Origin of the sequence: Flavobacterium sp. DSP2-3-1, assembly GCF_049896865.1 — a bacterium.
Lineage (GTDB): Bacteria > Bacteroidota > Bacteroidia > Flavobacteriales > Flavobacteriaceae > Flavobacterium.
In genome coordinates this window covers 73,014-97,086 of record NZ_JAFCVD010000002.1, presented here as the reverse complement: position 1 = coordinate 97,086, position 24,073 = coordinate 73,014, and the positions used below count along the sequence as shown (strand labels likewise).

Below are 24,073 nucleotides of genomic sequence, written 5' to 3'. Positions count from 1 at the left end.
AATTAGAGATTCCTCAATTCCAATACTCTCTAGCCCTTGATTACTTCACTGTGCTCTTATTACATCGGAGTTCAGTGAACTGCGTTAGCAGAGACATCCTTTTACTTTTTTTCTTTAAAAAAGTAAAAGATATAGCGAATAGCGGGAAATAGCTCCTCATTCCCAAATTTTACTCAAGGACTTTTCAAACAAATCATTTATATTTGCAGTTCAGTCACAAGACACTATTTAATATCAATTATATACATAAAATGAGACATACAAAAGTTAAAGACTTACTAAACAGCACAAAAACGCTTCACGAAGTGAATGCAAAAGGATGGGTGAGAACTTTTAGAAACAATCAATTTATTGCTTTAAACGATGGCTCAACCATTGACAATATACAATGTGTTGTCGATTTTGAGAATACGCCAGATGAAACGTTGAAGCGAATTACAACTGGAGCAGCCATATCAGTGACGGGAACGTTGGTGGAAAGTAAAGGTGCTGGACAAAAATTTGAAATTCAGGTGGTTAAACTGGAAATCCTTGGAGACTCGGATGCCGAGAAATTCCCGATACAACCTAAAAATAAACCGAGCTTGGATTTCTTGCGTGAGAATGCGCATTTAAGAGTGCGTACCAATATGTTCGGAGCCATAATGAGAGTGCGGTCGGTATTATCGTATGCGGTGCACAGTTATTTTCAAGAGAAAGGTTTTGTATATGTGAATACGCCAATCATTACGGGATCAGATGCTGAAGGTGCCGGTGAAATGTTTAAAGTTACCGCTTTGCCATTTGACGCAACACCAAGAACTGAAGACGGGAAAGTAGATTACAAGGAAGATTTCTTTGGAAAAGAAACGAACCTTACCGTTTCGGGACAGTTGGAAGGAGAAACTTTTGCAATGGCTTTGGGACAGATTTATACTTTTGGACCAACATTTAGAGCCGAAAACTCGAATACTTCGCGTCACCTTGCGGAATTTTGGATGATTGAGCCAGAAGTGGCGTTCAATGATTTGAATGACAACATGGATTTGGCTGAAGATTTTATTCAGCATGTAATCAAATACACTTTGGAAAAATGTCCTGAGGATTTAAAATTCCTGGAAGGAAGATTATTGGATGAAGAAAAATCGAAACCAGTTGCGGAGAGAAGCGAAATGCCGCTTTTGGAAAAATTAAACTTCGTTTTGGAAAACAATTTCAAACGTGTTTCATACACCGAAGCAATTGACATTTTAAGAGAATGTACGCCTAATAAAAAGAAGAAATTCAACTATATCATCAATGAATGGGGAGCGGATTTACAATCAGAGCACGAGCGTTATTTGGTGGAAAAACATTTTAAATGCCCTGTAATCTTGTTTGATTACCCGGCAAATATCAAAGCATTTTACATGCGTTTGAACGAAGACGGAAAAACGGTTCGCGCCATGGATATCCTTTTCCCTGGAATTGGAGAAATCGTGGGAGGTTCTCAAAGAGAAGAACGTTTTGATGTTTTGGTTGAAAAAATGAAAGCCTTAGGAATTGATGAAGAAGAATTGTGGTGGTATCTTGATACCCGAAGATTCGGTTCAGCAGTTCACTCTGGTTTTGGACTTGGATTTGAAAGATTGGTATTATTTGTAACGGGAATGACAAATATTCGTGACGTAATTCCTTTTCCAAGAACACCAATGAATGCGGAATTTTAGATTTTACTACGAAGTTTTTTTGCCGCAAAGGCGCTAAGACACTAAGTTTTTTTTAGCAAAGTTGGAAAGAGGTTTTGCCACAAAGACAGTAAGTTTTTTAATGTGATGAATGAAAATTAAAAAAGCATAAAACTAAAAAAAAGGTTTTGCCGCAAAGGCACTAAGACACCAAGTTTTTTAATGTTAAGAATGAAAATTAAAAACTTTTGTAAAACTGAAAATAGATTTTACGTGAAGACATTAAGATTTAAAGAAATTGCAAAAAAACTATTGTTTTATCTGTGTTTTTGTGATAAATTATTTTCGATAAAGGGCTTTGTGACTTAGTGCCCTCTCGGTAAGAAAAAAAAGTTAGTGGTAAAAAAAATAAAATATGATTACAGTAAGAACTGAAGCCATTGCTAAAATAGTTGTTAATTCGGCTTTTAAAGTTCATAAAGAACTTGGACCTGGTTTATTGGAAAGAATTTATGAAGTTTGTTTGGCACACGAAATCAGTAAAGCGGGTCTTGCTGTAAAAAGACAAATAGACATTCCCATTGTTTACGATGGCATTGAATTTAGTGAAGGTTTACGACTCGATTTATTAGTTGAAGATTCTATTATTGTAGAAGTGAAAGCGGTAGAACAAGTAAATCCTGTTTGGGAAGCTCAAATCATAAGCCATTTGAAATTGCTAAATAAAGATTTAGGATTTTTAATCAATTTCAATGTTCCATTAATAAAAAGTGGCATTAGAAGATTTATTAATACAAAAAAGTATTATTGATAAACTTAACTCCTTTATGGCTGTAAAAATTAAATAAAAAAATTTGTGCCTTGTTATTATAAAAATTATGTAAAAACTTTGTGCCTTTGCGTCTTAGTGCCAAAAAAGCAAATAAATTAGTGCCTTAAATATGCTAAAGCAATTTCTAAATTTAAAATTATCACAGAAATTATCTCCTCAACAAATTCAGTTGATGAAGTTAATTCAATTGCCTACGCAAGCTTTCGAACAGCGTTTATTGGAAGAAATGAACGAAAATCCAGCATTGGAAGCCGGAAAAGAAGAAGATGAGTTCGAGAAAGACGAGTTCGAAAATGAAGATTATGACGATTATGATGACTCGGAATCGGATAGAATTGAAGCCGAAGACATCAATATTGATGAATATTTGAGCAACGACGAAACTCCGGACTATAAAACACAGGCCAACAATTATAGTGATGACGATGAAGATCGCGAAACACCTTTTGCTGCGCCAGTGAGTTTTCATCAGGATTTAATCAATCAATTAAACACTTTTATCCTGAACGATGAAGAGCGTGAAATTGCAGAATTTCTCGTAGGAAGTATCGATGATATGGGTTATATCCGTCGCAGCGTTCCTGATATGGTGGACGATATGGCGTTTACGCAAGGCATTTACACTGATGAAAAAATGGTGGAAAAAATGTTGCAGGTAATTCATGAATTGGAACCGTCCGGTGTAGGAGCGCGTGATTTGCAGGAATGTTTGTTGTTACAATTGAAACACAAAACACCAACGGAATACATAGAATTAGCCACTGATATTATCGAAAATCAGTTTGATGCGTTTACCAAAAAACATTACGACAAGTTATTACAAAAATACAATGTTTCGAACGAGCAACTGAAAAAAGCCATTCACGAAATAGAAAAACTAAATCCTAAACCAGGCGGATCCTTTACCGGTAACAATAAAGTAACGGAAAATGTGGTTCCTGATTTTGCGATCCGAATTGTGGACGGCGAACTGGAACTAACCTTAAATGGACGTAATGCACCTTCGCTGCACGTTTCAAAGGATTATCAGGAAATGATGCAAACATACAAGGATTCCCGAGATAAATCAGCACAACAAAAAGATGCGGTTCAGTTCATCAAACAGAAATTGGATTCGGCTAAATGGTTTATCGATGCGATACGCCAACGTCAGGAAACGCTCTTTGTAACCATGAATGCGATTATGCATTATCAGCACGAATATTTCCTGGATGGCGACGAAACCAAGTTAAAACCGATGATTCTAAAAGACATTGCGGACATGGTGGGTTTAGATATTTCGACCATTTCACGTGTGGCCAACAGCAAATATGTGGAAACGCCTTACGGTACGAAACTGATTAAGGAATTTTTCTCAGAGTCAATGAAAAATGACCAAGGTGAGGATGTTTCTACACTGGAAATTAAAAAAATTCTTCAGAATACGATTGAGGAAGAAGACAAGAAAAAACCACTTCCAGATGATCAATTAGCTGAAATTCTTAAAGATAAAGGCTATCCCATCGCAAGAAGAACAATTGCAAAATACAGAGAACAACTCGATATTCCGGTGGCGAGAATGAGGAAGAAGATTTAAATAATTACGAATTTGGAATTATTAATTACTACCCAAATTATATGTTTTATTATGGAGCTTTTTTTAGAAGCAATTTAAAAAAAACAATGTTTCTATAAAAAGATAAACCCTTTCAGAGTACTAAACTTTGAAAGGGTTTTATATTTTCAATACTTTTATATTTCAATCCATTCTCGGCTCCCTCTCCTTTGGAGAGGGTTGGGGAGAGGATTCACTTGTCCTGATCTTTGCGCATCGCGTGATAATATGCGGCACGGCTCAACGGTTCGTATTTTCGGATTCGCCTAACATGACGAGTTTATCATTTTCTGTTTTAGAAGAATTGTAATTCGACGGATTTTCAATACAAGACAAAATAGTATGTTTTTTTAGTAACTTTGTAAAAAAGAAGTTTTATGATAACGGATATCAATCAATTAGATTTAAATAAAACCTATTCCTATGCTGATTATCTAACTTGGCAATTCCAGGACAAACTAGAATTAATTAGAGGAAAGATATTTAAGATGAGTCCCGCACCAAGTACAGCGCATCAAAGAATTTCCGGAAAATTGCATGGTCGACTTTTTAATTTTTTTGAACCGCACGTCTGTAATCTTTTTGCGGCTCCATTTGACGTACGATTGATAGACAAAAAAAAGTCAACATTAGACCAAGAAATTTATACGGTGATACAGCCTGATTTGTGTGTCATCTGTAATGATTCGAAAATAGACGAACGAGGCGCTATTGGTGCCCCCGATTTGGTTATAGAAATTCTATCACCCGGTAATTCGAATAAAGAAATGAAGTATAAATTTGATTTATATGAAGAAGCAGGAGTTCTCGAATATTGGATCGTAAACCCAGCAGATAAAACGGTTTTTATATATGTTTTAAAAGAAAATCAGTTCATAGGAATGCATCCACTAATTGAGGAAGACACCATTCAAAGCAAATTATTCCCCGAATTAGACTTTAAATTAGAATACATCTTCAACTAAAAAAGATAAACCCTTTCAGAATTCTAAACTCTGAAAGGGTTTTTTATTGTGAATACTTTTATATTTCAATCCATTCTCGGCTCTCTCTCATTTGTATAGGGTTGGGGAGAGGATTTACTTCTCCTGATCTTTGCGCATCGCGTGATAATACGCGGCACGGCTCAACGGTTCGTATTCTTCTGTTTCGCCCAGCATAACGAGTTTATCATTGGCGGTTTTACGAAAGCTGTAATTCGCGAGATTTCCGGTGCGGGTACATACGGCATGCACTTTGGTCACATATTCGGCAGTTGCCATTAAGGCGGGCATGGGACCAAAAGGATTTCCCTTGAAATCCATATCTAATCCAGCAACAATTACTCGGATTCCCTGATTCGCCAAGTCGTTACAAATTTTGACAATTTCGTCATCGAAAAATTGCGCTTCATCAATGCCTACCACATCACAACCTTGCGCCAAAATAGCAATATTTGCGGCGGCTGGAACAGGTGTGGAACGAATTTCATTGGCGTCATGCGAAACTACCATATCGTCATGATAGCGTGTATCAATTTCAGGTTTGAAAATTTCGACTTTTTGCTTGGCAAATTGCGCTCTTTTTAAACGACGGATTAATTCTTCGGTTTTACCCGAAAACATGGAGCCACAAATGACTTCAATCCAACCAAATTGTTCTTTATGATTTACTGTATTTTCGAGAAACATTTTGTATTTTTCTGACTTAAAAAATGAATAGTTTTTATTACTTTGTAATAAACAAATCGACTTAAAATTTTTATACTTTTACGTCGTTTCAAAAGTATAAAATTTATATCAAATCGGAGATTTGCAAGCACTTATTTAAAAAAATAAAAATCGCCCGAGCAAAGATTCGCTTTTCTGAATACGGTACAAAAAGTACTACAAAAAAGCATCAAAAAAGACCCGCCTAACACCCTGTAATTTTAACAATTATGAAAAAAAAATTGGAAGCCGATTTAATTAGCATTGCACACAGAATATTACAATTAAAAAATAAATCTGACATCAATCAATTATATCTGGAAACACGGAAGTTATACGAAAAACTTTCTGTCTTACGATTTGTAGACGAACATTTCAGTGAGGCGAAACCAACTATTGGTCTTACTGAAATCAGTAAAGAAATAGAATCTATTTTTGATGTAACCGAGTCAGTTCAACCAGCAGCAGAGCCTTTTACAGAAGAAATTGTTGTAGAAAAAACAGCCGAAACGACTTTGGAACAAACAGAAGAAACAACTCTTTCTGTTGAACAAGAACCAGTTACAATAGAGGAGGAAAGCCCTATTGAAGAGGAAGAAACGGTAACCGAAGAAGTAACTTTGGAAGAAACAGTTGTTGATGATACCATTGCTGAGAAAACTATCAAAACACCGCTGGAACCAAGCGAAGAAATACTTGATGAGAGAGACAGAGTAGAAGAAACATTTGCAGAAAAAGAAATAGTTACAGCTACGGAAGTCGAAATAGCGGATGAAACATCGGAATCGGAAGCACCATTTAAACCTACTTTTGAATTATCACAAGACAAAGAAGTAGAAATTAAGTCGGAAATGCCTAAGAAAGCTGAGGCGGTTCAAATCTCTTTTGAAGATTTATTAGGAGGCAATTACCATGACACGCTTTTTGTAAAAAAACAACAAATAGAAAATATTCCAACTACAATAGTTATTGAAACTCCAAAAGAAGTAGTAGAACCTACAGAGCCACAATTAGAAAATGTTTCATCAGAATCTGGCGAAAAAACGGAACCAAAAACAGTTTCGTTGAACGAAAAATTAGCCAAGGGAATTAATATCGATTTGAACGACCGTTTAGCATTTATAAAACACCTTTTCGGCAACAGCAGCGAGGATTACAACCGCGTTTTAAGTCAACTTATCACGTTTGATACATTCTATGAAACCCGAGATTTTGTTCAGGAAATGGTCAAGCCCGATTACAACAACTGGGACGGAAAACAAGATTATGAAGATCGATTCATGGATATTATAGAGAAGAAATTCTTGTAAATTTCGTTGCACTTTTCTGAATATTCCTTTCAACAAATACAGATTTAACCTAAAATTTGTATTTAATTACTTATCTATGTCAAAATTATATATTGTTCCTACTCCAATCGGCAATCTCGAAGACATGACTTTTCGTGCGATTCGAATTCTTAAGGAAGTTGATTTGATTCTAGCCGAAGACACGCGTACGAGCGGAAAATTGTTAAAGCATTTTGAAATCGGCACGCACATGTACAGCCACCACATGCACAACGAGCACAAAACCATCGAAAATTTAATATCGAGATTGAAAGCCGGAGAAAATATCGCTTTAATATCCGATGCGGGAACGCCTGCGATTTCGGATCCTGGTTTTTTATTAACTCGCGCTTGTGTTGAAAATGGCGTTGAAGTAGAATGTTTGCCAGGCGCAACAGCCTTTGTTCCGGCATTAGTCAACAGCGGTCTACCCAATGACAAATTTATTTTTGAAGGTTTTTTACCCGACAAAAAAGGGAAACAAACCCGTTATTTAGCATTAGCAGAAGAAACCAGAACGATGATTTTATATGTTTCTCCACATAAATTACTAAAAACTTTAGCAGAATTCATCACTTATTTTGGAGAAGACCGTGCGATTTGTGTTTGTAGAGAATTATCAAAATTGCACGAAGAAAATGTTCGAGGAACAGTACGAGAAGTTTTGACTCATTTTGAAAAAATAGCTCCAAGGGGAGAAATTGTTGTGGTTGTAGGTGGAAAACCAATAACAAAAGAACCTAAAAAATCAAAATTCTCAGCTGAAGAATAATCATGGAAAAGGAAAAAGTTATTCTAATTGGTGCAGGACTTTGTGGACTTTACACCGCTTTTTTACTCCAAAAAAAAGGAATTGAAGTCTTGATATTAGAAGCCAATATCCTAATTGGAGGTCGCATAAAAACCATATCCGGCACAACAGGCGTCACGATGGAAATGGGTGCGACTTGGTTTGGAAACCAACACAGCCATCTTTTAGAAGTACTCCACACTTTAGATCTCCCCTATTTTAGACAATATACCCAGGGCATTTCTTTATTTGAAACGATGTCTTTTGTACCACCACAAAAATTTGAAATCTCAGATTCTGAAGAACCTTCTTTTCGGATTGAGGGCGGAACAGCAACGATAATAAAGAAATTAGTATCTGAAATTGGAATACAACATATTAAAACACAAACCAAAATAGTCTCAATAAAAGAGGAAAAAAATCAATTAATCTTAACGAATTCAAGCGGGAATAGTTATTTAGCTAATAAAGTGATTAGTACCATTCCACCGAATTTGTTAGTGAATTCGGTTGTTTTTGAACCTAGATTGCCAGAGAATTTTACACAACTAGCCAAGAAAACACATACTTGGATGGGCGAATCCATTAAATTCGCTGTGGAATATAAAACTCCTTTTTGGAAACAGAATCACTATTCCGGAACTTTATTCAGCCAAGCCAGCATAATTCAGGAAATGTATGACCACAGCACCGCTGATAATTCTGGTTTCGCATTGAAAGGATTCCTGAACGCTGGAACCGCAGTCCTATCTTTGAAAGAACGCAAAGAAAAAGTAATTGCGCAATTGACTACTTTTTTTGGGCCAGAAGCCAACGAATATGTCGCCTATTATGAGAACGTTTGGCGGGATGAAACCTTAACGTTTCAACCTTACGAGCAATTTGTATTGGCACACCAAAACAACGGACATTCTTTATTTAAAATCCCATTACTAAACGGAAAATTATATGTTTCCGGTGCAGAAACAGCTACTAAAAATCCAGGTTATATGGATGGAGCTATTTTTGCCGCGAAAACAATTGCTTCTCAATTCTAACAATTAAATCAATATGACTATAGCCGCTTTTTTAGAAAAATTAACAGAAACTCCTGAAGCCATCATCTTTTTAGAAACCATTGCGGTTATTGAAGCAAATTACGATTTTACGCCTACAGCATTTGAGAACGGACTGCAACACAATGCCGCAGGAGACAATTCAGGATCCTGTAAATTGTTTGCTTTCGCCGAAATTCAAAACCTATCTGAAGCAGCTACATTAGCTTGTTTTGGAGCATATTACTGCGAAGATGTTTTAAAAAATCCAAACGGGACAGATCATCAGAATATTCGTAATTTCATGAAAACTGGTTGGGACGGAATTGCATTTTACGGAAGTGCTTTAGTATTAAAATAAAATAGTTAAACCGCTAATTCATAAATTAAAAAGACAAAACTAATTAATGAATTAGCGGTTATTCTTTTTAAAAGTTTCTAAAATCCTAATTTCAAAATCTAAAATCCCAAATCAATATGCGTTGGACCCTCAAACAAAAACCTTCCGAAGATACTGTAAAACAGTTGGCGAAAGCTTTGAATGTCGAAGATTTTGTCGCCACTTTATTAGTGCAACGCGGTATTGAAACATTTGAGGATGCCAGACGATTTTTTCGTCCGAGTTTAGCCGATTTGCATGATCCATACCTGATGAAAGATATGGAAAAAGCAGTCGCCCGAATCGAAAAAGCAATTGAAAACGAGGAAAATATTCTTGTTTTTGGCGATTATGATGTCGACGGTACCACCGCAGTTTCTCTCGTTTCTTCCTATCTAAAAACCTATTATCCTAACGTGGCGACCTACATTCCGGATCGTTATGATGAAGGGTACGGAATTTCTTTCAAGGGGATTGACTTTGCTGATGACAACGGATTTTCACTTATTATTGCTTTGGATTGCGGTATAAAATCCATCGATCATGTGGCTTATGCCAAAGCGCGAAATATCGATTTTATCATTTGCGACCACCACAGACCGGGAGAGTTTTTACCCGAAGCCATTGCCGTTCTCGACCCAAAAAGAGACGATTGTACTTATCCGTATGATGAATTGTGCGGTTGCGGCATAGGCTTCAAATTAATTCAGGCTTTGGGCCAAAACCGAAATGAAACTATTGATGATTTGATTCCGTATCTGGATTTAGTTGCTGCCGCAATTGCCGCTGATATCGTCCCGATGACTGGCGAAAATCGGGTGTTGGCTCACTTTGGATTGCAAGTTATCAATACTGATCCAAGACCCGGAATCAAAGCCATCATCCATCAAATAAAAAAACAAACCTTAGATATTACCGATGTTGTTTTTATCATCGCACCCCGAATAAATGCCGCCGGACGCATCAAACATGGCAATCATGCGGTAGAATTGTTAACCGAATTTGATTTTGAACAAGCCCAACAATTTGCTTCTGAAATTGAAGCCTATAATTCGGAACGGAAGGATTTAGACAAATTAATTACCAAAGAAGCGTTACAACAAATTGAGGAAAACAATGAAAAAGAACGTTTTACATCCGTAGTTTTTCAAGAAGATTGGCACAAAGGTGTAATAGGAATTGTCGCTTCCCGACTAATTGAAACCTATTATCGTCCGACACTTGTTTTCACCAAAAGTGGTGATAAATACGCGGCTTCGGCACGTTCCGTAAAAGGATTTGATGTCTATAATGCACTCGAAGCGTGTACCGAGCATTTGGAACAGTTTGGCGGTCACATGTATGCCGCGGGAATGACTTTGGCGGCAGAAAAGTATCAAATCTTCAAAGATGCTTTCGAAAAGGAAGTTGAAAAAACCATTCATCCGGATATGTTGACGCCTGAAATTGCAGTTGATGCCGAGATTGATTTTGCTGATATTACTCCAAAATTAATCCGAATACTGAAACAATTTGAACCGTGCGGACCACAAAATATGACACCAATTTTCCTGACCAAAAACATCAAAGACACCGGTTATGGGAAACCGCTTGGTCAGGATGAAGAACATTTAAAACTTTTTGTCAAACAAAATAACTCTGAAGGTCTTGCTGCAATTGGTTTTAATTTGGGAACTAAAATCGAAGTGACTACTCATCAAAAACCTTTTCAAGCCGTGTATTGCATAGATGAAAACGAATGGAAAGGCAAAATAAGTTTGCAATTGCGATTGCGAGATATTAAAGAATGATTTTTTGTTATGAAAAAAAAAGACCCTTACTCGGCGCTGCGTTATAAAGAATTCAATATTTTTTTGTTATTGCGTTTTGCCATGGTTTTTGGCTGGTCGATGCAGTTTATCGTCATTGAATGGGAAGTTTACAGTTTGACCAAAAATCCGTTGTCGTTGGGAATCATCGGATTAATGGAAGTCATTCCAGCCATTTCGATGGCTTTGTTTGCCGGACACATCGTCGATCAAAAGGAGAAAAAAGGATTGCTTTTCAAATGTATTTTAGGATTTTCAATTATTAGTTTGGGCTTATTTTTATTTACGTGGCCACCCTTTATAAAAGACTTTTCTACCCAAACTATTTTATATTCCATTTACTTTTTTGTGTTTTTAGGCGGATTGGTTCGTGCTTTTCTTGGCCCGACGATATTTTCTCTTTTGGCATTGATTGTTCCTAAAAAAGAATATCCGAATGCTGCCACTTGGAGCAGTTCGGTTTGGCAAATAAGTTCGGTTTTAGGTCCTGCAGTAGCCGGTTTTTCGATTAATTGGATTGGTGTTCATTGGTCCATGTCAATTGTTTTGGGATGTTCACTACTTGCGTTAATCGCTTTAACCCAAATTGCAACAAAACCAATTTTGAATCCAAAAATTGGTGAACCCATTATGGAAAGCTTGAAGGAAGGTGTGAAATTTGTTTTCAACAATAAAACGATTTTAGGTGCTTTATCACTTGATATGATTGCTGTTCTTTTTGGAGGAGCCGTTGCGCTGTTGCCCATTTTTGCACAGGATATTTTAAAAGTGGGACCGCAGGGATTTGGCGTTTTGAGAGCCGCTCCGGCAGTTGGCGCATTTTTAATGCTAATAATATCCGCTTATATTCCTTTTACCAAAAATGCGGGTATGAAATTGCTGTTCGCAATTTTTGCGTTTGGAATTTGTATTATCATTTTTGGACTTTCGTCTATTTTTTGGTTGTCCGTTGCAGCTTTATTTTTAAGCGGCGTTTTCGACGGGATTTCGGTGGTGATACGCCAAACTATTTTGCAATTAAAAACACCGGATCACATGAGAGGCCGAGTTGCGGCCGTGAACTCTATATTTGTGGGTTCCTCTAATGAATTGGGTGCTTTTGAAAGCGGATTAACCGCAAAGCTTATGGGAACTGTTAGCGCAGTGGTCTTTGGCGGAAGCATGACACTGATCACCGTATTAATTACCGGAGCTGTATCCCCTACTTTTAGAAAACTGGACTTGCAAAAAGATATTGAGGAACATGAAAAGAGCGAATAATAATTAAATCTTTATAACTTACTATCGATAATCATTCGGTAAAATAATCTCAAGATTTCTTACCGGCTTTTTTATGTCTTTTTTATGTTTTATTATTTAGAACAAATATAAATAATACTTACATTTGTTTCAAAATGATAACATATGCAAGAAATAAAACAAATATATCATAACAATTTAGGCACGGCTTTTTACTGGAGAAAGGATAATGGCCTTATATTGAACAAAGTTCAACTGGTTTTTCGAGAAATGGGATTTTATTTTACCCATCAGGAATTGCAACTATTTAAACGCTGTATTGAGGACAGCTACAATCAAAATAAATGCTGCGACGATTGTGAACTGAAAAACAAATGCCACAAATTTTTACTGAAAACGCCATGTTCTCAAATTGATTTGGCCGTTTCCATGGAAGAATTAAATGCCGTAAAAGACTTAGTGGAAGGGACTTTGTTTAAAATAAATCTGGATGAATATTTGCATGGTGCGGGAATGAATTAGGGATTGGAGTTTTTTTTAGACATACACGAAGTGGATACTTACTAAAGATGGAAAAATTAACCTTGTCCATTTACTGAAAAAGCATAAACTTTTCCAGTAGACAGATTTATTTTTATGTTAAAATATGAATCTCCTCCATCATGCACTTTTATAATCTTGGTCTGCCACCTATCAAAACTATAATTACTGTTTTTTGCTACACAATTAACCCATACTTCTTTCTCGTTATTCTCATTCATAATTGAAATACATTGTTTGAAATATTCATTTTGGTCAGAATGCCGATAAAAATATTTAGATTTTTTAATTTGATTCTGAATTAATAAAATTATTTTTTCTAAATCCTCAATATTTAAATCAGCGCTATTGCCTTTTTTAAATATATTTTCAAAATTTTTATTATACGTAAAAAAAGAAAAATCTTTATAATTTTTTAATTCACTACCAGAGTTTTTTGAGGTTAGATTCCCTTTTAATTTAATTTTAAACTGGTCATCTAAAAATTCAATATAACCATTTTTTAAAATCGCCTTTTTTATTTGTTTATCACGTAGAAAATAAATGGTGTCTTTTTTAATAGAATATTTGTCAGCATAAATATGTGGTTCTGCTATGGTCGCATTAACAGGAATGAATGACAAAACATAACTGCTATCTCTTAACATAACTAGCTTTGTAATATAACCTAATGCATCATTCTCAATATTTTCTGCAATAATTATTTTGTCTTCTGGATGATTACATCCTAAGCATAAGACAATTAAAAACATTGTTATTTTTCTATTCATATTGTTTAGATTGCCAATTACTCATTTAAACGTCTAACAAGAACATCTAAATCAAATATATACAAAAAGAAGACGCTAATGGATAACCACTAGCATATTTGTAAGTTTTTTTACACAGTCGAAACAAAAAAGGAAGGAATGGAAAAGAACCAATTAAAATTTATTAATACTTTTTAATCTCAAAATTTTCACCATCAAAAACACCATAGGTAAAATACGTAATCCAATCGCCTAGATTCACATATTCAGCATTTTCACCCACAGTAACTTTCATTGGCAAATGACGATGCCCAAAAATAAGGTAATTGTAGTGTTTGGTTTCCAGTTTTCTTTTGGAATAGAGAATGAGCCATTCATTATCTTCACCAAGAAAAGTCACATCTTCATCGCCAGAAATCAGTTTGTTTTTTACCGAAAGGTATTGCGCCAGTTTCACGCCAATATCCGGATGAAGCCATCTAAAAAGCCATTTAAAAAACGGATTTGTAAATATCTTTTTCATGCGTTTGTATCCTAAATCGCCGGGACCTTTTCCGTCACCGTGGCCAATTAGGAATGTTTTATCCCCAAAAGTATATTCTTGATTGACATGAAACACAGGAATATTAAGTTCTTTCTGGAAATAATCTTCCATCCACAAATCATGGTTTCCCACAAAGAAATAAATAGGAATACCTGAGTCTCGGATTTCGGCGAGTTTGCCTAAAATACGGACAAACCCTTTTGGGATTACGGTTTTGTATTCGAACCAAAAATCAAATAAATCGCCCAATAGAAAAATAGCTTCAGCATCGCTTTTTACTTCGTCCAGCCAAGCCACAAATTTTTGTTCTCTCGGAAAACTCAATTCGGATGTTGGCGCTCCAAAATGCTGATCGGAGGCGAAATATATTTTTTTGTTATTGGGTAATTGCATGGAGCTACAGTATGGATTTCACATTATCGCTGGCAAACCATTCGGCGAAAGAAGAATCCGTTTCTTGTAATTTTAACGAAAAAAGAGAGATTCCCTCGGGTAATCGGCTAATGATTCTTTGAGAAAAATCAACTACCATGTTTTCGCTCGTTGGTTGGTACTCTACTAAAATAACGTGATGTCCGCGGGTAATTAATTCGTTTGCCAATTCAATATGCGGCGTTGTTCCGTTGAAAACTGTCGCATGGTCAAATTGATCGACAATTTCTTCTTTTACAATTTTCTTTAAATCTGTGAAGTCAATCACCATTCCAAATTTCACATTAGAACGATCTGTTATTGGAGTTCCAATTACCGTTACTGACAATTTATAACTATGTCCGTGGACATTTTTACATTTCCCGTCATAGCCGTATAAGGCGTGTCCGGTTTCGAAACTAAATTGTTTTGTAATTCTGATATTGCTCATCGGAGTTTAATTTTGATGCAAATTTAATAATAATTATAGGTCTTTGTCTCTTTTTTTTGCACTGGTGTACATCCAGTAAGCCAAAGCAAGTAAAACAACAAAAGGAATAAAGGATCCAACAACAATCCCTATTTGATAATTGCTGTCTGTTGCATTTTTTAGTTTTTCTTCAATGTTTACTCGTTGAACAAGCATTAGAATTTTCATAACAAACTATTTTTTAAATTGTAATAATGCTTTTTTGGTAAAATCAGATAACACCAATCTTCCAGAAATAGCGGCTCTCTCTAACAAAAGTGTTTTCCATTCTTGGGTACCGTCCCACAACACTTTTTTCATTGCGGCTAATGCTTCAGGATTATAACTGGATAATTTAGCGCTAAAATCAGCTATTGCTGCATCCAACGCTTCGATGGTTTCAAAAGTATTAGCATACAATCCTTTGGCTACAGCCCAATCAGCAGTTTTCCATTCGTGAGCTGCCAGCGTCATTTCGGCCATTGCCGTTTTTCCAATTTTCTTTGAAACGACAGGTTCTATTACAAAGGGACCAATTCCGATAGCCAATTCTGATAATTTTATTGATGCATTTTTTGTAGCCAATGCATAATCACAAGCGGAAGCAATTCCTACGCCGCCACCAACTGCTTTTCCGTGAATGCGCCCCACGATAAGCTTGGAACACAAACGCATTGCATTGATTAAATGGGCAAATCCAGAAAAGAACTCGGTTCCTTCTGATTCACTAGAAACAGCCAAAAGTTCATCAAATGAAGCACCTGCACAAAAAGCACTTGTGCCTTCACTTTGTATAACTATCACCGAAACAGTAGGATCGGCACTTAAATTATTGAATTCAGTAGTGAGTCGGTCTAACAATTCTCTCGGAAAAGAATTACTTGAAGGATGACCAAATGTAACAGTTGCAATTTTATTCTCGATAGTTGTAACGAGTGAGCCTGTTGGGTTTTCTGATGCCATAGCGGGGATTTTGATGTAAAGTTAAAAAAAGTAAAGCAGGATTTGACTTTTTTTAAAATAGAATGGATTTGTATTTTGAAATTTGCTTTTTGGAAAATTTATATGTTATATTTGCCGTATAATTTGGGGGATTAGCTCATTTGGCTAGAGTGCTTGCCTGGCAGGCAAGAGGTGATCGGTTCGAATCCGATATTCTCCACCAGCAATACCAAGCCTTACAGCAATGTGAGGCTTTTTTTATTTTAAAGCCCATGTTTTATACTTATATTATTTTCTCTAAAACTCTGGATAAATACTACACAGGTTCTTGTGAAAATATTGAAAACAGACTTAATGACCATTTAAATAGTAGAAGCACATATACAAAAGTGGCTAAAGATTGGATTCTAGTTTATTTTGAAAATTTTGATTCTCGGTCGTTAGCTGTACAAAGAGAAATGGAAATCAAAAAGAAGAAAAGCAGAAAATATATTGAATTTATAATATCAAAAAAATCATTTGAATAGAGTGTCCCGAAAGCTTTCGGGAAGGTGATCGGTTCGAATCCGATATTCTCCACCAGCAATACCAAGCCTTACAGCAATGTGAGGCTTTTTTTATTTTAAAGCCAATGTTTTATACTTATATTATTTTCTCTAAAACTTTGGATAAATACTACATAGGTTCTTGTGAAAATATTGAAAACAGACTTAATGACCATTTAAATAGTAGAAGCACTTATACAAAAGTGGCTAAAGATTGGATTCTAGTTTATTTTGAAAATTTTGATTCTAGGTCGTTAGCTGTACAAAGAGAAATGGAAATCAAAAAGAAGAAAAGCAGAAAATATATTGAATTTATAATATCAAAAAAATCATTTGAATAGAGTGTCCCGAAAGCTTTCGGGAAGGTGATCGGTTCGAATCCGATATTCTCCACCAGCAATACCAAGCCTTACAGCAATGTGAGGCTTTTTTGATTTTAAAGCCTATGTTTTATACTTATATTATTTTCTCTAAAACTCTGGATAAATACTACACAGGTTCTTGTGAAAATATTAAAAACAGACTTAATGACCATTTAAATAGTAGAAGCACTTACACAAAAGTGGCTAAAGATTGGATTCTAGTTTATTTTGAAAATTTTGATTCTCGGTCGTTAGCTGTACAAAGAGAAATGGAAATCAAAAAGAAGAAAAGCAGAAAATATATTGAATTTATAATATCAAAAAAATCATTTGAATAGAGTGTCCCGAAAGCTTTCGGGAAGGTGATCGGTTCGAATCCGATATTCTCCACCAGCAATACCAAGCCTTACAGCAATGTGAGGCTTTTTTTATTTTAAAGCCCATGTTTTATACTTATATTATTTTCTCTAAAACTTTGGATAAATACTACATAGGTTCTTGTGAAAATATTGAAAACAGACTTAATGACCATTTAAATAGTAGAAGCACTTATACAAAAGTGGCTAAAGATTGGATTCTAGTTTATTTTGAAAATTTTGATTCTAGGTCGTTAGCTGTACAAAGAGAAATGGAAATCAAAAAGAAGAAAAGCAGAAAATATATTGAATTTATAATATCAAAAAAATCATTTGAATAGAGTGTCCCGAAAGCTTTCGGGAAGGTGATCGGTTCGAATCCGATATTCTCCACCAGTAATACCAAGCCTTACAGCAATGTGAGGCTTTTTTTATTTTAAAGCCTATGTTTTATACTTATATTATTTTCTCTGAAACTCTGGATAAATACTACACAGGTTCTTGTGAAAATATTGAAAACAGATTTAATGACCATTTAAATAGTAGAAGCACTTATACAAAAGTGGCTAAAGATTGGATTCTAGTTTATTTTGAAAATTTTGATTCTCGGTCGTTAGCTGTACAAAGAGAAATGGAAATCAAAAAGAAGAAAAGCAGAAAATATATTGAATTTATAATATCAAAAAAATCATTTGAATAGAGTGTCCCGAAAGCTTTCGGGAAGGTGATCGGTTCGAATCCGATATTCTCCACAGAACAAAACCGTAATATCTTTTAAGTAAGAGTTTACGGTTTTTTATTTTTAGAGATTGTATTTTCATACTTAATTCAAATTATTTTGGATATTCAATTTTTCCTACTTGACGCATCACGCGTACAATTTTTGCTTTTCGCCTGTTAATGTATGTGGAAGAACTTGTAGCAGAATATTTTCTTGGATTAGGCAAAATCGCTGCTATTCCTGCGGCCTGCATTAGTGTTAAACTGGAAGCATCTTTTCGGTACCAATGTTCTGTGGCTGCTTGTGCTCCATAGACCCCATTTCCCATTTCGATACTGTTCAAGTACACTTCCATGATGCGTTCTTTTCCCCAAATGATTTCAATCAGAACAGTGAAATACGCTTCAAGTCCTTTTCTCAAATAACTTCGGCCTTGCCAAAGAAATACATTTTTGGCCGTTTGTTGCGATATTGTGCTTCCACCTTTTATTCTGCGGCCACGTTCATTGCTTTTATACGCTTTTTGCATGGCCACAAAATCAAACCCATTGTGTTTTAGAAACGTTCCATCCTCACTGGCGATTACGGCTTTTTGAAGATTCATCGAGATATTTTCAATTGGTTCCCAGTCGTGGCTAAAGAAAACTTCTTTTCCAGCAACCTTATTTTCAATTCCACGGATCACCATTAATGGGGTAAACGGAACGGGTACAAATTTAAAAAACACCACAAAAAACAAAGAGATTCCGACGAACCACAATACTATTTTGAGTAAAAAACGAGTTAGTTTGCTCATAAAAGAGGTTGGTTCTTTTTTAATGGGTTGTTTTGATTTCCTGGGCGTTATTTTTGTTGCCATTACACTAAATCTGCTAATTCTGTTCCAATTAAACTTCCTATTGCCACTCCCATTCCACCCAATCGCACACCACAATAGACATTATCAGACAGTTGTGAAACGATAGGATTCTTACTATTGCCAATACCCATGATACCGCTCCAACGGTGTGCAATTTGGAAATCCTGATTCGGCAAAATTACTTCTTTTAATAATTGTTCCAATTTATTTTGGACAATTTCTGTTTGTCCAAATTCAGTTGTATTTTCCGTCTCAAAATCGAGGTTTCTGCCCCCGCCCAAAAGTATTCTATCGCCAATATTCCTGAAATAATAATACCCTCTATCCAAGTGAAAAGTCCCTTTTATATCTAAATTTTTAATCGGTTCTGTAATCAAAACTTGCGCTCTGGCAGGTTTAACCGCGCCATTTGTCAATGTATTCCCAAAACCATTAGTTGCAAATAGTATTTTTTGGGTACTAAAACTAAAATCATTGAGCGCAACTTCCACTTCATTTCCTTTCTCGAAATAGGATGTAACAGTTTGTTGGTTTAGGATTAAAATATTTTTAGAAACCGCTTCTTTTAACAGCGCTTGCATCATATTTCCAGTATCTATTTGTGCTTCAAACGGATTGAAAACCAGATATTCCTGTATGCCACGAAACCCAAATCGATCAACTTCTTTGGCAAAAACATCGGCTTTGAATAGTGGTCTTAAAATTTCATTGATAAATGGTAATTTCCCAACACAATCACTAAAACAACTTTCGTCGTCTTTTAAAAACAACTCATATCCGCCGTAGGGCTTAAAATCTATCGTGTCATCACCCAATCTTTTTCGCAACAACTGCAGGCCTTTCCATCGTTTTTGAACGAGCTGCATAACTTCCTCTTCCGAGTGGGATTTTAAATCGTCTATAATTTCTGAAAGACTTCCAAAACATGCAAAACCGGCATTTTTAGTACTCGCGCCTTGCGGTAACATTCCTTTTTCTAACACTAAAATTTTGCTTTTAGGGAATCTTTCGCGCAAGCGTAATGCAGCATGCAAGCCTACAATCCCACTTCCTACAATCGTATAATCTACATCAGTAAACCAGTTTTTTAATTCCCAATAGCTCAAATCCATGTCCAAATTTTTTCATAAAAATAATAATTTTTTGGATTTATTCTGGATTTATTTCAGAAGCTAATCCCGCTATCCGTTCCAATCTTTCTAGTCTTGAACTTGTTTCAGGATCCTGAAACAAGTTCAGGACTAGAAAGGATTTCCACTGCTATCAGGGCTAAAAAGCAAGTGTTAAAAACGAAAAAACATTAGATTAAATTGGCTAATTTTATCATTCGAAAAAACTATTTTTAAAATGAAAAAAGTACTGCTTATACCCTTATTAATGATGAGTTTAACTACTATGGCACAAAATGTAATGACTCCAGAACTGCTTTGGAAACTAGGGAGAGTAGCTCCTTTAGGCATTTCCAAAGATGGAAAAAATGTAGTTTATAAAGTGACAACTCCTTCTGTTCAAGAAAATAAATCGGATACAAAATTGTACACTTTGCCTGTAAATGGTGGAAATCCAACCGAAGTAAAAGATACTAAAGACCTATTAAAAGACAAAAACAGTTCTCCTGACGGGAAATATATCGTTTACAATGAAGAAGTAAAAATCGAAAAAGTTCATGGAAAAGATTTTTATCCGGAACTGGAAAAATCAGATGTTCAAATCTACGATGGGTTGAATTACCGTCATTGGGATACTTGGAACGAAGGCAAATTTAATCATGTTTTTTATAAAGAGAACAAAGATGGCGCCGTGGGAATTGACATTCTAAAAGGTGAAAATTTTGACAGTCCTCAAAAACCTTTTGGTGGCGATGAAGATTACATTTGGTCGCCAGACAGCAAAAGCATCCTTTATGTGAGCAAGAAAAAAGCAGGAACTGACTATGCTCTTTCTACCAATACCAATATCTTCGAATATAACTTAGAAACTGGAAAAACTATTAATAGAACTGAAGAAAACCTAGGATATGATACCGCTCCACAATTTTCGCCCACAGGAAATTTAACTTGGTTACAAATGAAACGAGACGGTTATGAAGCCGATAAAAACGATCTGATTGTTAGCTTTAAAGGAATAAAAATTAACCTTACAGCAAATTGGGACGGAACTGTAGACAATTTCATGTGGAGTATTGACGGGAAAAAAATATTTTTTGTCGCGCCTGTAGATGGAACAAAACAGTTGTTTGAAGTTAATTTTCCGGGGATGACCAAAATAGCAATTACCGTTCGCCAAATCACTACGGGAGAATTTGATGTCAATGATCTGGTTGGTTTTTCCGGCGGTACCATTATCGTGACGAGAACCGACATGAATCATGCTGCGGAAATATTTTCTTATAATCTAAAGAAAAACACATGGAAACAACTGTCCAATGTCAATACAACAACCTATGCTTCTTTAGCGCAAAGCAAAACCGAAAGAAGGTATGTAACGACAACCGATGGCAAAAAAATGTTAGTTTGGGTGATTCTTCCTCCTAATTTTGATGCTTCTAAAAAATACCCAACGCTTCTGTATTGTCAAGGCGGACCACAATCTCCGTTGACACAATTTTATTCGTACCGATGGAATTTACAGTTGATGGCCGCGAATGGTTATATTGTTGTGGCTCCAAACCGTCGCGGCATGCAAGGCCATGGCGTAGCATGGAATGAGCAAATCAGCAAAGACTGGGGCGGACAGGTAATGGATGATTACCTATCAGCGATTGATGACGTGTCTAAGGAAAAATATGTTGACGCAAATCGTTTGGGATGCGTTGGTGCCAGTTACGGTGGGTATTCTGTTTTTTATTTGGCTGGAATTCACAACAACCGATTCAAAACTTTCATTGCCCACGATGGCGTTTATAATACTCAAAGCATGTTTGGAACCACCGAAGAAGTATTCTTTAGCAATTGGGATTTTGGCGGTGCTTATTGGGAAAAAGACAATGCCATAGCTCAAAAAACTTACACGACATTTAACCCAATGACCAGTGTAGAAAAATGGAATAAACCTATTTTAATTATTCAAGGCGGAAAAGATTTTCGTGTACCAATAGGTCAAGGTCAAGAAGCTTTTCAAGCAGCACAAATGCGCGGAATAAAAAGCAGATTCTTGTATTTCCCAGAAGAAAACCATTGGGTGCTGAAACCACAGAATGCTCAGGTTTGGCAAGGAGAATTTTTTAGATGGCTGAAAGAAACTTTGTAGATTAATTATAAACAAAAAAACCTTGCATTCCTGCAAGGTTTTTACTTAAATAAAGTGTTTTTTATTCTGGATCGTTCATTTTGAAAGTATCCATAAATGCAGTAGTATAATCTCCGGAAATATAACGCGGATCATCCATTAACTGTCTGTGGAAAGGAATAGTAGTTTTTATACCTTCGATAACAAATTCATCTAAAGCTCTTCTCATTTTACTGATTGCTTCCTCGCGAGATTGAGCTGTAGTAATAAGTTTTGCAATCATTGAATCATAATTTGGCGGAATAGTGTACCCTGAATATACATGAGTATCTAAACGAACTCCATGTCCACCTGGCATATGCAATGTTGTTATTTTTCCTGGAGACGGACGGAAATCATTATAAGGATCTTCCGCATTGATGCGGCATTCAATAGCATGCAATTGAGGTAAATAATTTTTCCCTGAAATTGCAACCCCTGCGGCTACCAGAATTTGTTCACGAATTAAATCATAATCAATAACTTGTTCTGTAATAGGATGCTCTACTTGGATACGAGTATTCATTTCCATGAAGTAGAAATTACGGTTTTTATCAACCAAAAATTCTACAGTTCCAGCACCTTCATATTTAATGTATTCAGCTGCTTTTACAGCTGCTTCACCCATTTTAGTACGCAATTCATCTGTCATAAATGGTGAAGGCGTTTCTTCTGTCAATTTTTGATGACGTCTTTGTACGGAGCAGTCTCTTTCAGAAAGATGACACGCTTTTCCATAAGAATCGCCTATAACTTGAATTTCAATATGACGAGGCTCTTCAATTAATTTCTCCAAATACATTCCGTCATTCCCAAAAGCAGCTGCGGATTCCTGACGTGCACCTTCCCATGCTTTTAACAATTCCTCTTCTTTCCAAACGGCACGCATCCCTTTTCCACCACCACCAGCAGTTGCTTTCAGCATTACTGGATAACCAAAATCTCTTGATAATTGCAAGGCTTGATCATATGACTCTAAAATACCTACTGAACCAGGAACGCAAGGAACTCCTGCTTCAATCATAGTTGATTTTGCAGAGGCTTTGTCTCCCATCCTATCAATCATCTCTGGAGATGCTCCAATAAATTTGATCCCATGTTCCTGACAAATTTTTGAAAATTTAGAATTTTCAGAAAGGAATCCGTATCCTGGATGTATTGCATCTGCGTTTGTAATTTCGGCAGCGGCAATAATATTTGACATTTTTAAATAGGATAAGTTGCTTGGAGGAGGCCCTATACAAACCGCTTCGTCAGCAAACTTTACATGAAGACTTTCGGCATCAGCAGTAGAATAAACAGCTACTGTTTTGATCCCCATTTCCTTACATGTTCTAATTACGCGTAACGCAATTTCCCCTCTATTTGCAATTAATATTTTTTTAAACATCTTATTTTAAATTTAAAATTTAAAATTCCAATAGTCAAAATTCAATTTGGAATTGGAATTTTGACTATCGGAATCTCAAAAATATTATGACGGATCTACTAAGAATAAAGGTTGGTCAAATTCAACTGGTGACATATCATCAACCAGTATTTTCACAATTTTACCAGAAACTTCAGATTCAATTTCATTAAATAATTTCATGGCTTCGATCACACAAAGAACGTCACCTTGAGCAATTGTTTTACCTACTTCAACAAACATTGGTTTATCCGGAGATGGTTTTCTATAAAAGGTTCCAATGATTGGTGATTTTATAGTAATGTAATGAGAATTTTCTACTACTGGAACTTCGGGTGCAGCTGCCACCGGTGCAATTTGCTGTGGCGCTACCGCTTGTTGAAGTGTTGCTTGAGCAGGCATTTGTTGAACATACGTGGTTTCTGTTACATTCCCTTCTAAAGTTGTTCTGATAGTGATTTTCACATCATCCATCTCTAACTTAACTTCTGCAACTCCTGAATTTGCTACAAACTTGATTAGATTTTGAATTTCTTTTAAATCCATAATTATTTGTTTTTAG

Annotated in this window: 27 protein-coding genes and 1 tRNA gene; 18 read left to right on the top strand and 10 right to left on the bottom strand. The window is 35.8% G+C overall.

All coding sequences use genetic code 11. The annotated features are described in order from the left end of the window. The first annotated feature begins 251 nt into the window (after positions 1-251). The 4 genes from asnS (at position 252) to ACP7AT_RS02715 (ending at position 5,037) form a co-directional block, all read left to right on the top strand. The gene (asnS, locus tag ACP7AT_RS02730; RefSeq protein ID WP_426062829.1) at positions 252-1,688 is read left to right on the top strand and encodes an asparagine--tRNA ligase; all 1,437 of its coding nucleotides are present in this window, start codon (positions 252-254) and stop codon (positions 1,686-1,688) included. A 373-nt stretch (positions 1,689-2,061) separates the two neighbouring features. Beyond that, positions 2,062-2,457, top strand: a complete 396-nt coding sequence (locus ACP7AT_RS02725; protein WP_426062828.1) for a GxxExxY protein — start codon at positions 2,062-2,064, stop codon at positions 2,455-2,457. Between the two features lie 130 nt (positions 2,458-2,587). Then, on the top strand, positions 2,588-4,054 hold the full coding sequence (gene rpoN, locus ACP7AT_RS02720; RefSeq protein ID WP_426062827.1) for an RNA polymerase factor sigma-54: 1,467 nt from the start codon (positions 2,588-2,590) through the stop codon (positions 4,052-4,054). Between the two features lie 395 nt (positions 4,055-4,449). Next, on the top strand, positions 4,450-5,037 hold the full coding sequence (locus tag ACP7AT_RS02715; RefSeq protein ID WP_426062826.1) for a Uma2 family endonuclease: 588 nt from the start codon (positions 4,450-4,452) through the stop codon (positions 5,035-5,037). Positions 5,038-5,151: 114 nt separating this feature from the next. Here ACP7AT_RS02715 and ACP7AT_RS02710 read toward each other — a convergent pair whose 3' ends face one another. Next, positions 5,152-5,742, bottom strand: a complete 591-nt coding sequence (locus ACP7AT_RS02710; protein WP_426062825.1) for a thymidine kinase — start codon at positions 5,740-5,742, stop codon at positions 5,152-5,154. Between the two features lie 248 nt (positions 5,743-5,990). On the opposite strand from ACP7AT_RS02710, the gene ACP7AT_RS02705 reads away from it, so the two are divergent. The 7 genes from ACP7AT_RS02705 (at position 5,991) to ACP7AT_RS02675 (ending at position 12,860) form a co-directional block, all read left to right on the top strand. Beyond that, on the top strand, positions 5,991-7,070 hold the full coding sequence (locus ACP7AT_RS02705; RefSeq protein WP_426062824.1) for a hypothetical protein: 1,080 nt from the start codon (positions 5,991-5,993) through the stop codon (positions 7,068-7,070). Between the two features lie 76 nt (positions 7,071-7,146). Continuing rightward, positions 7,147-7,860, top strand: a complete 714-nt coding sequence (rsmI, locus tag ACP7AT_RS02700) for a 16S rRNA (cytidine(1402)-2'-O)-methyltransferase (protein ID WP_426062823.1) — start codon at positions 7,147-7,149, stop codon at positions 7,858-7,860. A gap of 2 nt (positions 7,861-7,862) precedes the next feature. Further along, complete coding sequence (locus ACP7AT_RS02695) at positions 7,863-8,915, top strand: flavin monoamine oxidase family protein (RefSeq protein ID WP_426062822.1); 1,053 nt, start codon at positions 7,863-7,865, stop codon at positions 8,913-8,915. A gap of 13 nt (positions 8,916-8,928) precedes the next feature. Further along, positions 8,929-9,273, top strand: a complete 345-nt coding sequence (locus ACP7AT_RS02690; RefSeq protein WP_426062821.1) for a HopJ type III effector protein — start codon at positions 8,929-8,931, stop codon at positions 9,271-9,273. A 116-nt stretch (positions 9,274-9,389) separates the two neighbouring features. Then, positions 9,390-11,081 (top strand): single-stranded-DNA-specific exonuclease RecJ, encoded by a 1,692-nt coding sequence (gene recJ / locus ACP7AT_RS02685; protein WP_426062820.1) that lies wholly within the window; start codon positions 9,390-9,392, stop codon positions 11,079-11,081. Positions 11,082-11,090: 9 nt separating this feature from the next. Then, the gene (locus tag ACP7AT_RS02680; protein ID WP_426062819.1) at positions 11,091-12,359 is read left to right on the top strand and encodes an MFS transporter; all 1,269 of its coding nucleotides are present in this window, start codon (positions 11,091-11,093) and stop codon (positions 12,357-12,359) included. 144 nt (positions 12,360-12,503) lie between these two features. After that, positions 12,504-12,860, top strand: coding sequence for a hypothetical protein (locus ACP7AT_RS02675; protein ID WP_426062818.1), 357 nt, complete (start codon positions 12,504-12,506; stop codon positions 12,858-12,860). A 56-nt stretch (positions 12,861-12,916) separates the two neighbouring features. On the opposite strand, the gene ACP7AT_RS02670 is transcribed toward ACP7AT_RS02675, so the two are convergent. From ACP7AT_RS02670 to ACP7AT_RS02650, 5 genes are all read right to left on the bottom strand, one after another. Next, positions 12,917-13,648: a hypothetical protein gene (locus ACP7AT_RS02670; RefSeq protein ID WP_426062817.1), complete on the bottom strand. Its 732-nt coding sequence runs from the start codon at positions 13,646-13,648 to the stop codon at positions 12,917-12,919. 163 nt (positions 13,649-13,811) lie between these two features. Next, positions 13,812-14,564, bottom strand: a complete 753-nt coding sequence (locus tag ACP7AT_RS02665; RefSeq protein WP_426062816.1) for a UDP-2,3-diacylglucosamine diphosphatase — start codon at positions 14,562-14,564, stop codon at positions 13,812-13,814. A gap of 4 nt (positions 14,565-14,568) precedes the next feature. Continuing rightward, positions 14,569-15,033 (bottom strand): 6-pyruvoyl trahydropterin synthase family protein, encoded by a 465-nt coding sequence (locus tag ACP7AT_RS02660; protein ID WP_426062815.1) that lies wholly within the window; start codon positions 15,031-15,033, stop codon positions 14,569-14,571. Positions 15,034-15,066: 33 nt separating this feature from the next. Beyond that, positions 15,067-15,240 (bottom strand): hypothetical protein, encoded by a 174-nt coding sequence (locus tag ACP7AT_RS02655; protein ID WP_426062814.1) that lies wholly within the window; start codon positions 15,238-15,240, stop codon positions 15,067-15,069. Between the two features lie 6 nt (positions 15,241-15,246). Beyond that, positions 15,247-16,014, bottom strand: a complete 768-nt coding sequence (locus tag ACP7AT_RS02650) for an enoyl-CoA hydratase/isomerase family protein (RefSeq protein WP_426062813.1) — start codon at positions 16,012-16,014, stop codon at positions 15,247-15,249. Positions 16,015-16,139: 125 nt separating this feature from the next. On the opposite strand from ACP7AT_RS02650, the gene ACP7AT_RS02645 reads away from it, so the two are divergent. The 6 genes from ACP7AT_RS02645 to ACP7AT_RS02620 all read left to right on the top strand — a co-directional run bounded on the left by ACP7AT_RS02645 (position 16,140) and on the right by ACP7AT_RS02620 (position 17,956). Continuing rightward, positions 16,140-16,216 (top strand) — tRNA-Ala (locus ACP7AT_RS02645). Between the two features lie 49 nt (positions 16,217-16,265). Then, positions 16,266-16,520, top strand: a complete 255-nt coding sequence (locus ACP7AT_RS02640) for a GIY-YIG nuclease family protein (protein ID WP_426062812.1) — start codon at positions 16,266-16,268, stop codon at positions 16,518-16,520. A gap of 104 nt (positions 16,521-16,624) precedes the next feature. Then, positions 16,625-16,879: a GIY-YIG nuclease family protein gene (locus ACP7AT_RS02635; protein ID WP_426062810.1), complete on the top strand. Its 255-nt coding sequence runs from the start codon at positions 16,625-16,627 to the stop codon at positions 16,877-16,879. Between the two features lie 104 nt (positions 16,880-16,983). Then, complete coding sequence (locus tag ACP7AT_RS02630; protein WP_426062811.1) at positions 16,984-17,238, top strand: GIY-YIG nuclease family protein; 255 nt, start codon at positions 16,984-16,986, stop codon at positions 17,236-17,238. A 104-nt stretch (positions 17,239-17,342) separates the two neighbouring features. After that, positions 17,343-17,597 carry a GIY-YIG nuclease family protein gene (locus ACP7AT_RS02625; RefSeq protein ID WP_426062810.1) on the top strand — a complete coding sequence of 85 codons (255 nt, stop codon included), beginning with the start codon at positions 17,343-17,345 and terminating at the stop codon, positions 17,595-17,597. A gap of 104 nt (positions 17,598-17,701) precedes the next feature. Beyond that, positions 17,702-17,956, top strand: a complete 255-nt coding sequence (locus tag ACP7AT_RS02620) for a GIY-YIG nuclease family protein (RefSeq protein WP_426062809.1) — start codon at positions 17,702-17,704, stop codon at positions 17,954-17,956. Between the two features lie 133 nt (positions 17,957-18,089). Here the strand turns inward: ACP7AT_RS02620 and mtgA are convergent, their stop codons facing one another. Continuing rightward, positions 18,090-18,836, bottom strand: coding sequence for a monofunctional biosynthetic peptidoglycan transglycosylase (gene mtgA / locus ACP7AT_RS02615; RefSeq protein ID WP_426062808.1), 747 nt, complete (start codon positions 18,834-18,836; stop codon positions 18,090-18,092). Further along, positions 18,836-19,948, bottom strand: coding sequence for an NAD(P)/FAD-dependent oxidoreductase (locus ACP7AT_RS02610; protein WP_426062807.1), 1,113 nt, complete (start codon positions 19,946-19,948; stop codon positions 18,836-18,838). The genes mtgA and ACP7AT_RS02610 overlap by 1 nt, the downstream gene beginning before the upstream one ends. Positions 19,949-20,183: 235 nt before the next feature. On the opposite strand from ACP7AT_RS02610, the gene ACP7AT_RS02605 reads away from it, so the two are divergent. Then, positions 20,184-22,085 (top strand): alpha/beta fold hydrolase, encoded by a 1,902-nt coding sequence (locus ACP7AT_RS02605; RefSeq protein WP_426062806.1) that lies wholly within the window; start codon positions 20,184-20,186, stop codon positions 22,083-22,085. Positions 22,086-22,146: 61 nt separating this feature from the next. On the opposite strand, the gene accC is transcribed toward ACP7AT_RS02605, so the two are convergent. Then, a complete protein-coding gene (gene accC / locus ACP7AT_RS02600) occupies positions 22,147-23,493 on the bottom strand; it encodes an acetyl-CoA carboxylase biotin carboxylase subunit (RefSeq protein WP_426062805.1) in 1,347 nt (448 codons plus the stop codon). A gap of 84 nt (positions 23,494-23,577) precedes the next feature. After that, positions 23,578-24,057, bottom strand: coding sequence for an acetyl-CoA carboxylase biotin carboxyl carrier protein (accB, locus tag ACP7AT_RS02595; protein ID WP_426062804.1), 480 nt, complete (start codon positions 24,055-24,057; stop codon positions 23,578-23,580). Between the last annotated feature and the right edge of the window lie 16 nt (positions 24,058-24,073).

Coding starts and splice junctions, on each gene's coding strand:
- asnS (WP_426062829.1), top strand. CDS start 252: ATGAGACATACAAAAGTTAAAGACTTACTAAACAGCACAAAAACGCTT.
- ACP7AT_RS02725 (WP_426062828.1), top strand. CDS start 2,062: ATGATTACAGTAAGAACTGAAGCCATTGCTAAAATAGTTGTTAATTCG.
- rpoN (WP_426062827.1), top strand. CDS start 2,588: ATGCTAAAGCAATTTCTAAATTTAAAATTATCACAGAAATTATCTCCT.
- ACP7AT_RS02715 (WP_426062826.1), top strand. CDS start 4,450: ATGATAACGGATATCAATCAATTAGATTTAAATAAAACCTATTCCTAT.
- ACP7AT_RS02710 (WP_426062825.1), bottom strand. CDS start 5,742: ATGTTTCTCGAAAATACAGTAAATCATAAAGAACAATTTGGTTGGATT.
- ACP7AT_RS02705 (WP_426062824.1), top strand. CDS start 5,991: ATGAAAAAAAAATTGGAAGCCGATTTAATTAGCATTGCACACAGAATA.
- rsmI (WP_426062823.1), top strand. CDS start 7,147: ATGTCAAAATTATATATTGTTCCTACTCCAATCGGCAATCTCGAAGAC.
- ACP7AT_RS02695 (WP_426062822.1), top strand. CDS start 7,863: ATGGAAAAGGAAAAAGTTATTCTAATTGGTGCAGGACTTTGTGGACTT.
- ACP7AT_RS02690 (WP_426062821.1), top strand. CDS start 8,929: ATGACTATAGCCGCTTTTTTAGAAAAATTAACAGAAACTCCTGAAGCC.
- recJ (WP_426062820.1), top strand. CDS start 9,390: ATGCGTTGGACCCTCAAACAAAAACCTTCCGAAGATACTGTAAAACAG.
- ACP7AT_RS02680 (WP_426062819.1), top strand. CDS start 11,091: ATGAAAAAAAAAGACCCTTACTCGGCGCTGCGTTATAAAGAATTCAAT.
- ACP7AT_RS02675 (WP_426062818.1), top strand. CDS start 12,504: ATGCAAGAAATAAAACAAATATATCATAACAATTTAGGCACGGCTTTT.
- ACP7AT_RS02670 (WP_426062817.1), bottom strand. CDS start 13,648: ATGAATAGAAAAATAACAATGTTTTTAATTGTCTTATGCTTAGGATGT.
- ACP7AT_RS02665 (WP_426062816.1), bottom strand. CDS start 14,564: ATGCAATTACCCAATAACAAAAAAATATATTTCGCCTCCGATCAGCAT.
- ACP7AT_RS02660 (WP_426062815.1), bottom strand. CDS start 15,033: ATGAGCAATATCAGAATTACAAAACAATTTAGTTTCGAAACCGGACAC.
- ACP7AT_RS02655 (WP_426062814.1), bottom strand. CDS start 15,240: ATGAAAATTCTAATGCTTGTTCAACGAGTAAACATTGAAGAAAAACTA.
- ACP7AT_RS02650 (WP_426062813.1), bottom strand. CDS start 16,014: ATGGCATCAGAAAACCCAACAGGCTCACTCGTTACAACTATCGAGAAT.
- ACP7AT_RS02640 (WP_426062812.1), top strand. CDS start 16,266: ATGTTTTATACTTATATTATTTTCTCTAAAACTCTGGATAAATACTAC.
- ACP7AT_RS02635 (WP_426062810.1), top strand. CDS start 16,625: ATGTTTTATACTTATATTATTTTCTCTAAAACTTTGGATAAATACTAC.
- ACP7AT_RS02630 (WP_426062811.1), top strand. CDS start 16,984: ATGTTTTATACTTATATTATTTTCTCTAAAACTCTGGATAAATACTAC.
- ACP7AT_RS02625 (WP_426062810.1), top strand. CDS start 17,343: ATGTTTTATACTTATATTATTTTCTCTAAAACTTTGGATAAATACTAC.
- ACP7AT_RS02620 (WP_426062809.1), top strand. CDS start 17,702: ATGTTTTATACTTATATTATTTTCTCTGAAACTCTGGATAAATACTAC.
- mtgA (WP_426062808.1), bottom strand. CDS start 18,836: ATGGCAACAAAAATAACGCCCAGGAAATCAAAACAACCCATTAAAAAA.
- ACP7AT_RS02610 (WP_426062807.1), bottom strand. CDS start 19,948: ATGGATTTGAGCTATTGGGAATTAAAAAACTGGTTTACTGATGTAGAT.
- ACP7AT_RS02605 (WP_426062806.1), top strand. CDS start 20,184: ATGAAAAAAGTACTGCTTATACCCTTATTAATGATGAGTTTAACTACT.
- accC (WP_426062805.1), bottom strand. CDS start 23,493: ATGTTTAAAAAAATATTAATTGCAAATAGAGGGGAAATTGCGTTACGC.
- accB (WP_426062804.1), bottom strand. CDS start 24,057: ATGGATTTAAAAGAAATTCAAAATCTAATCAAGTTTGTAGCAAATTCA.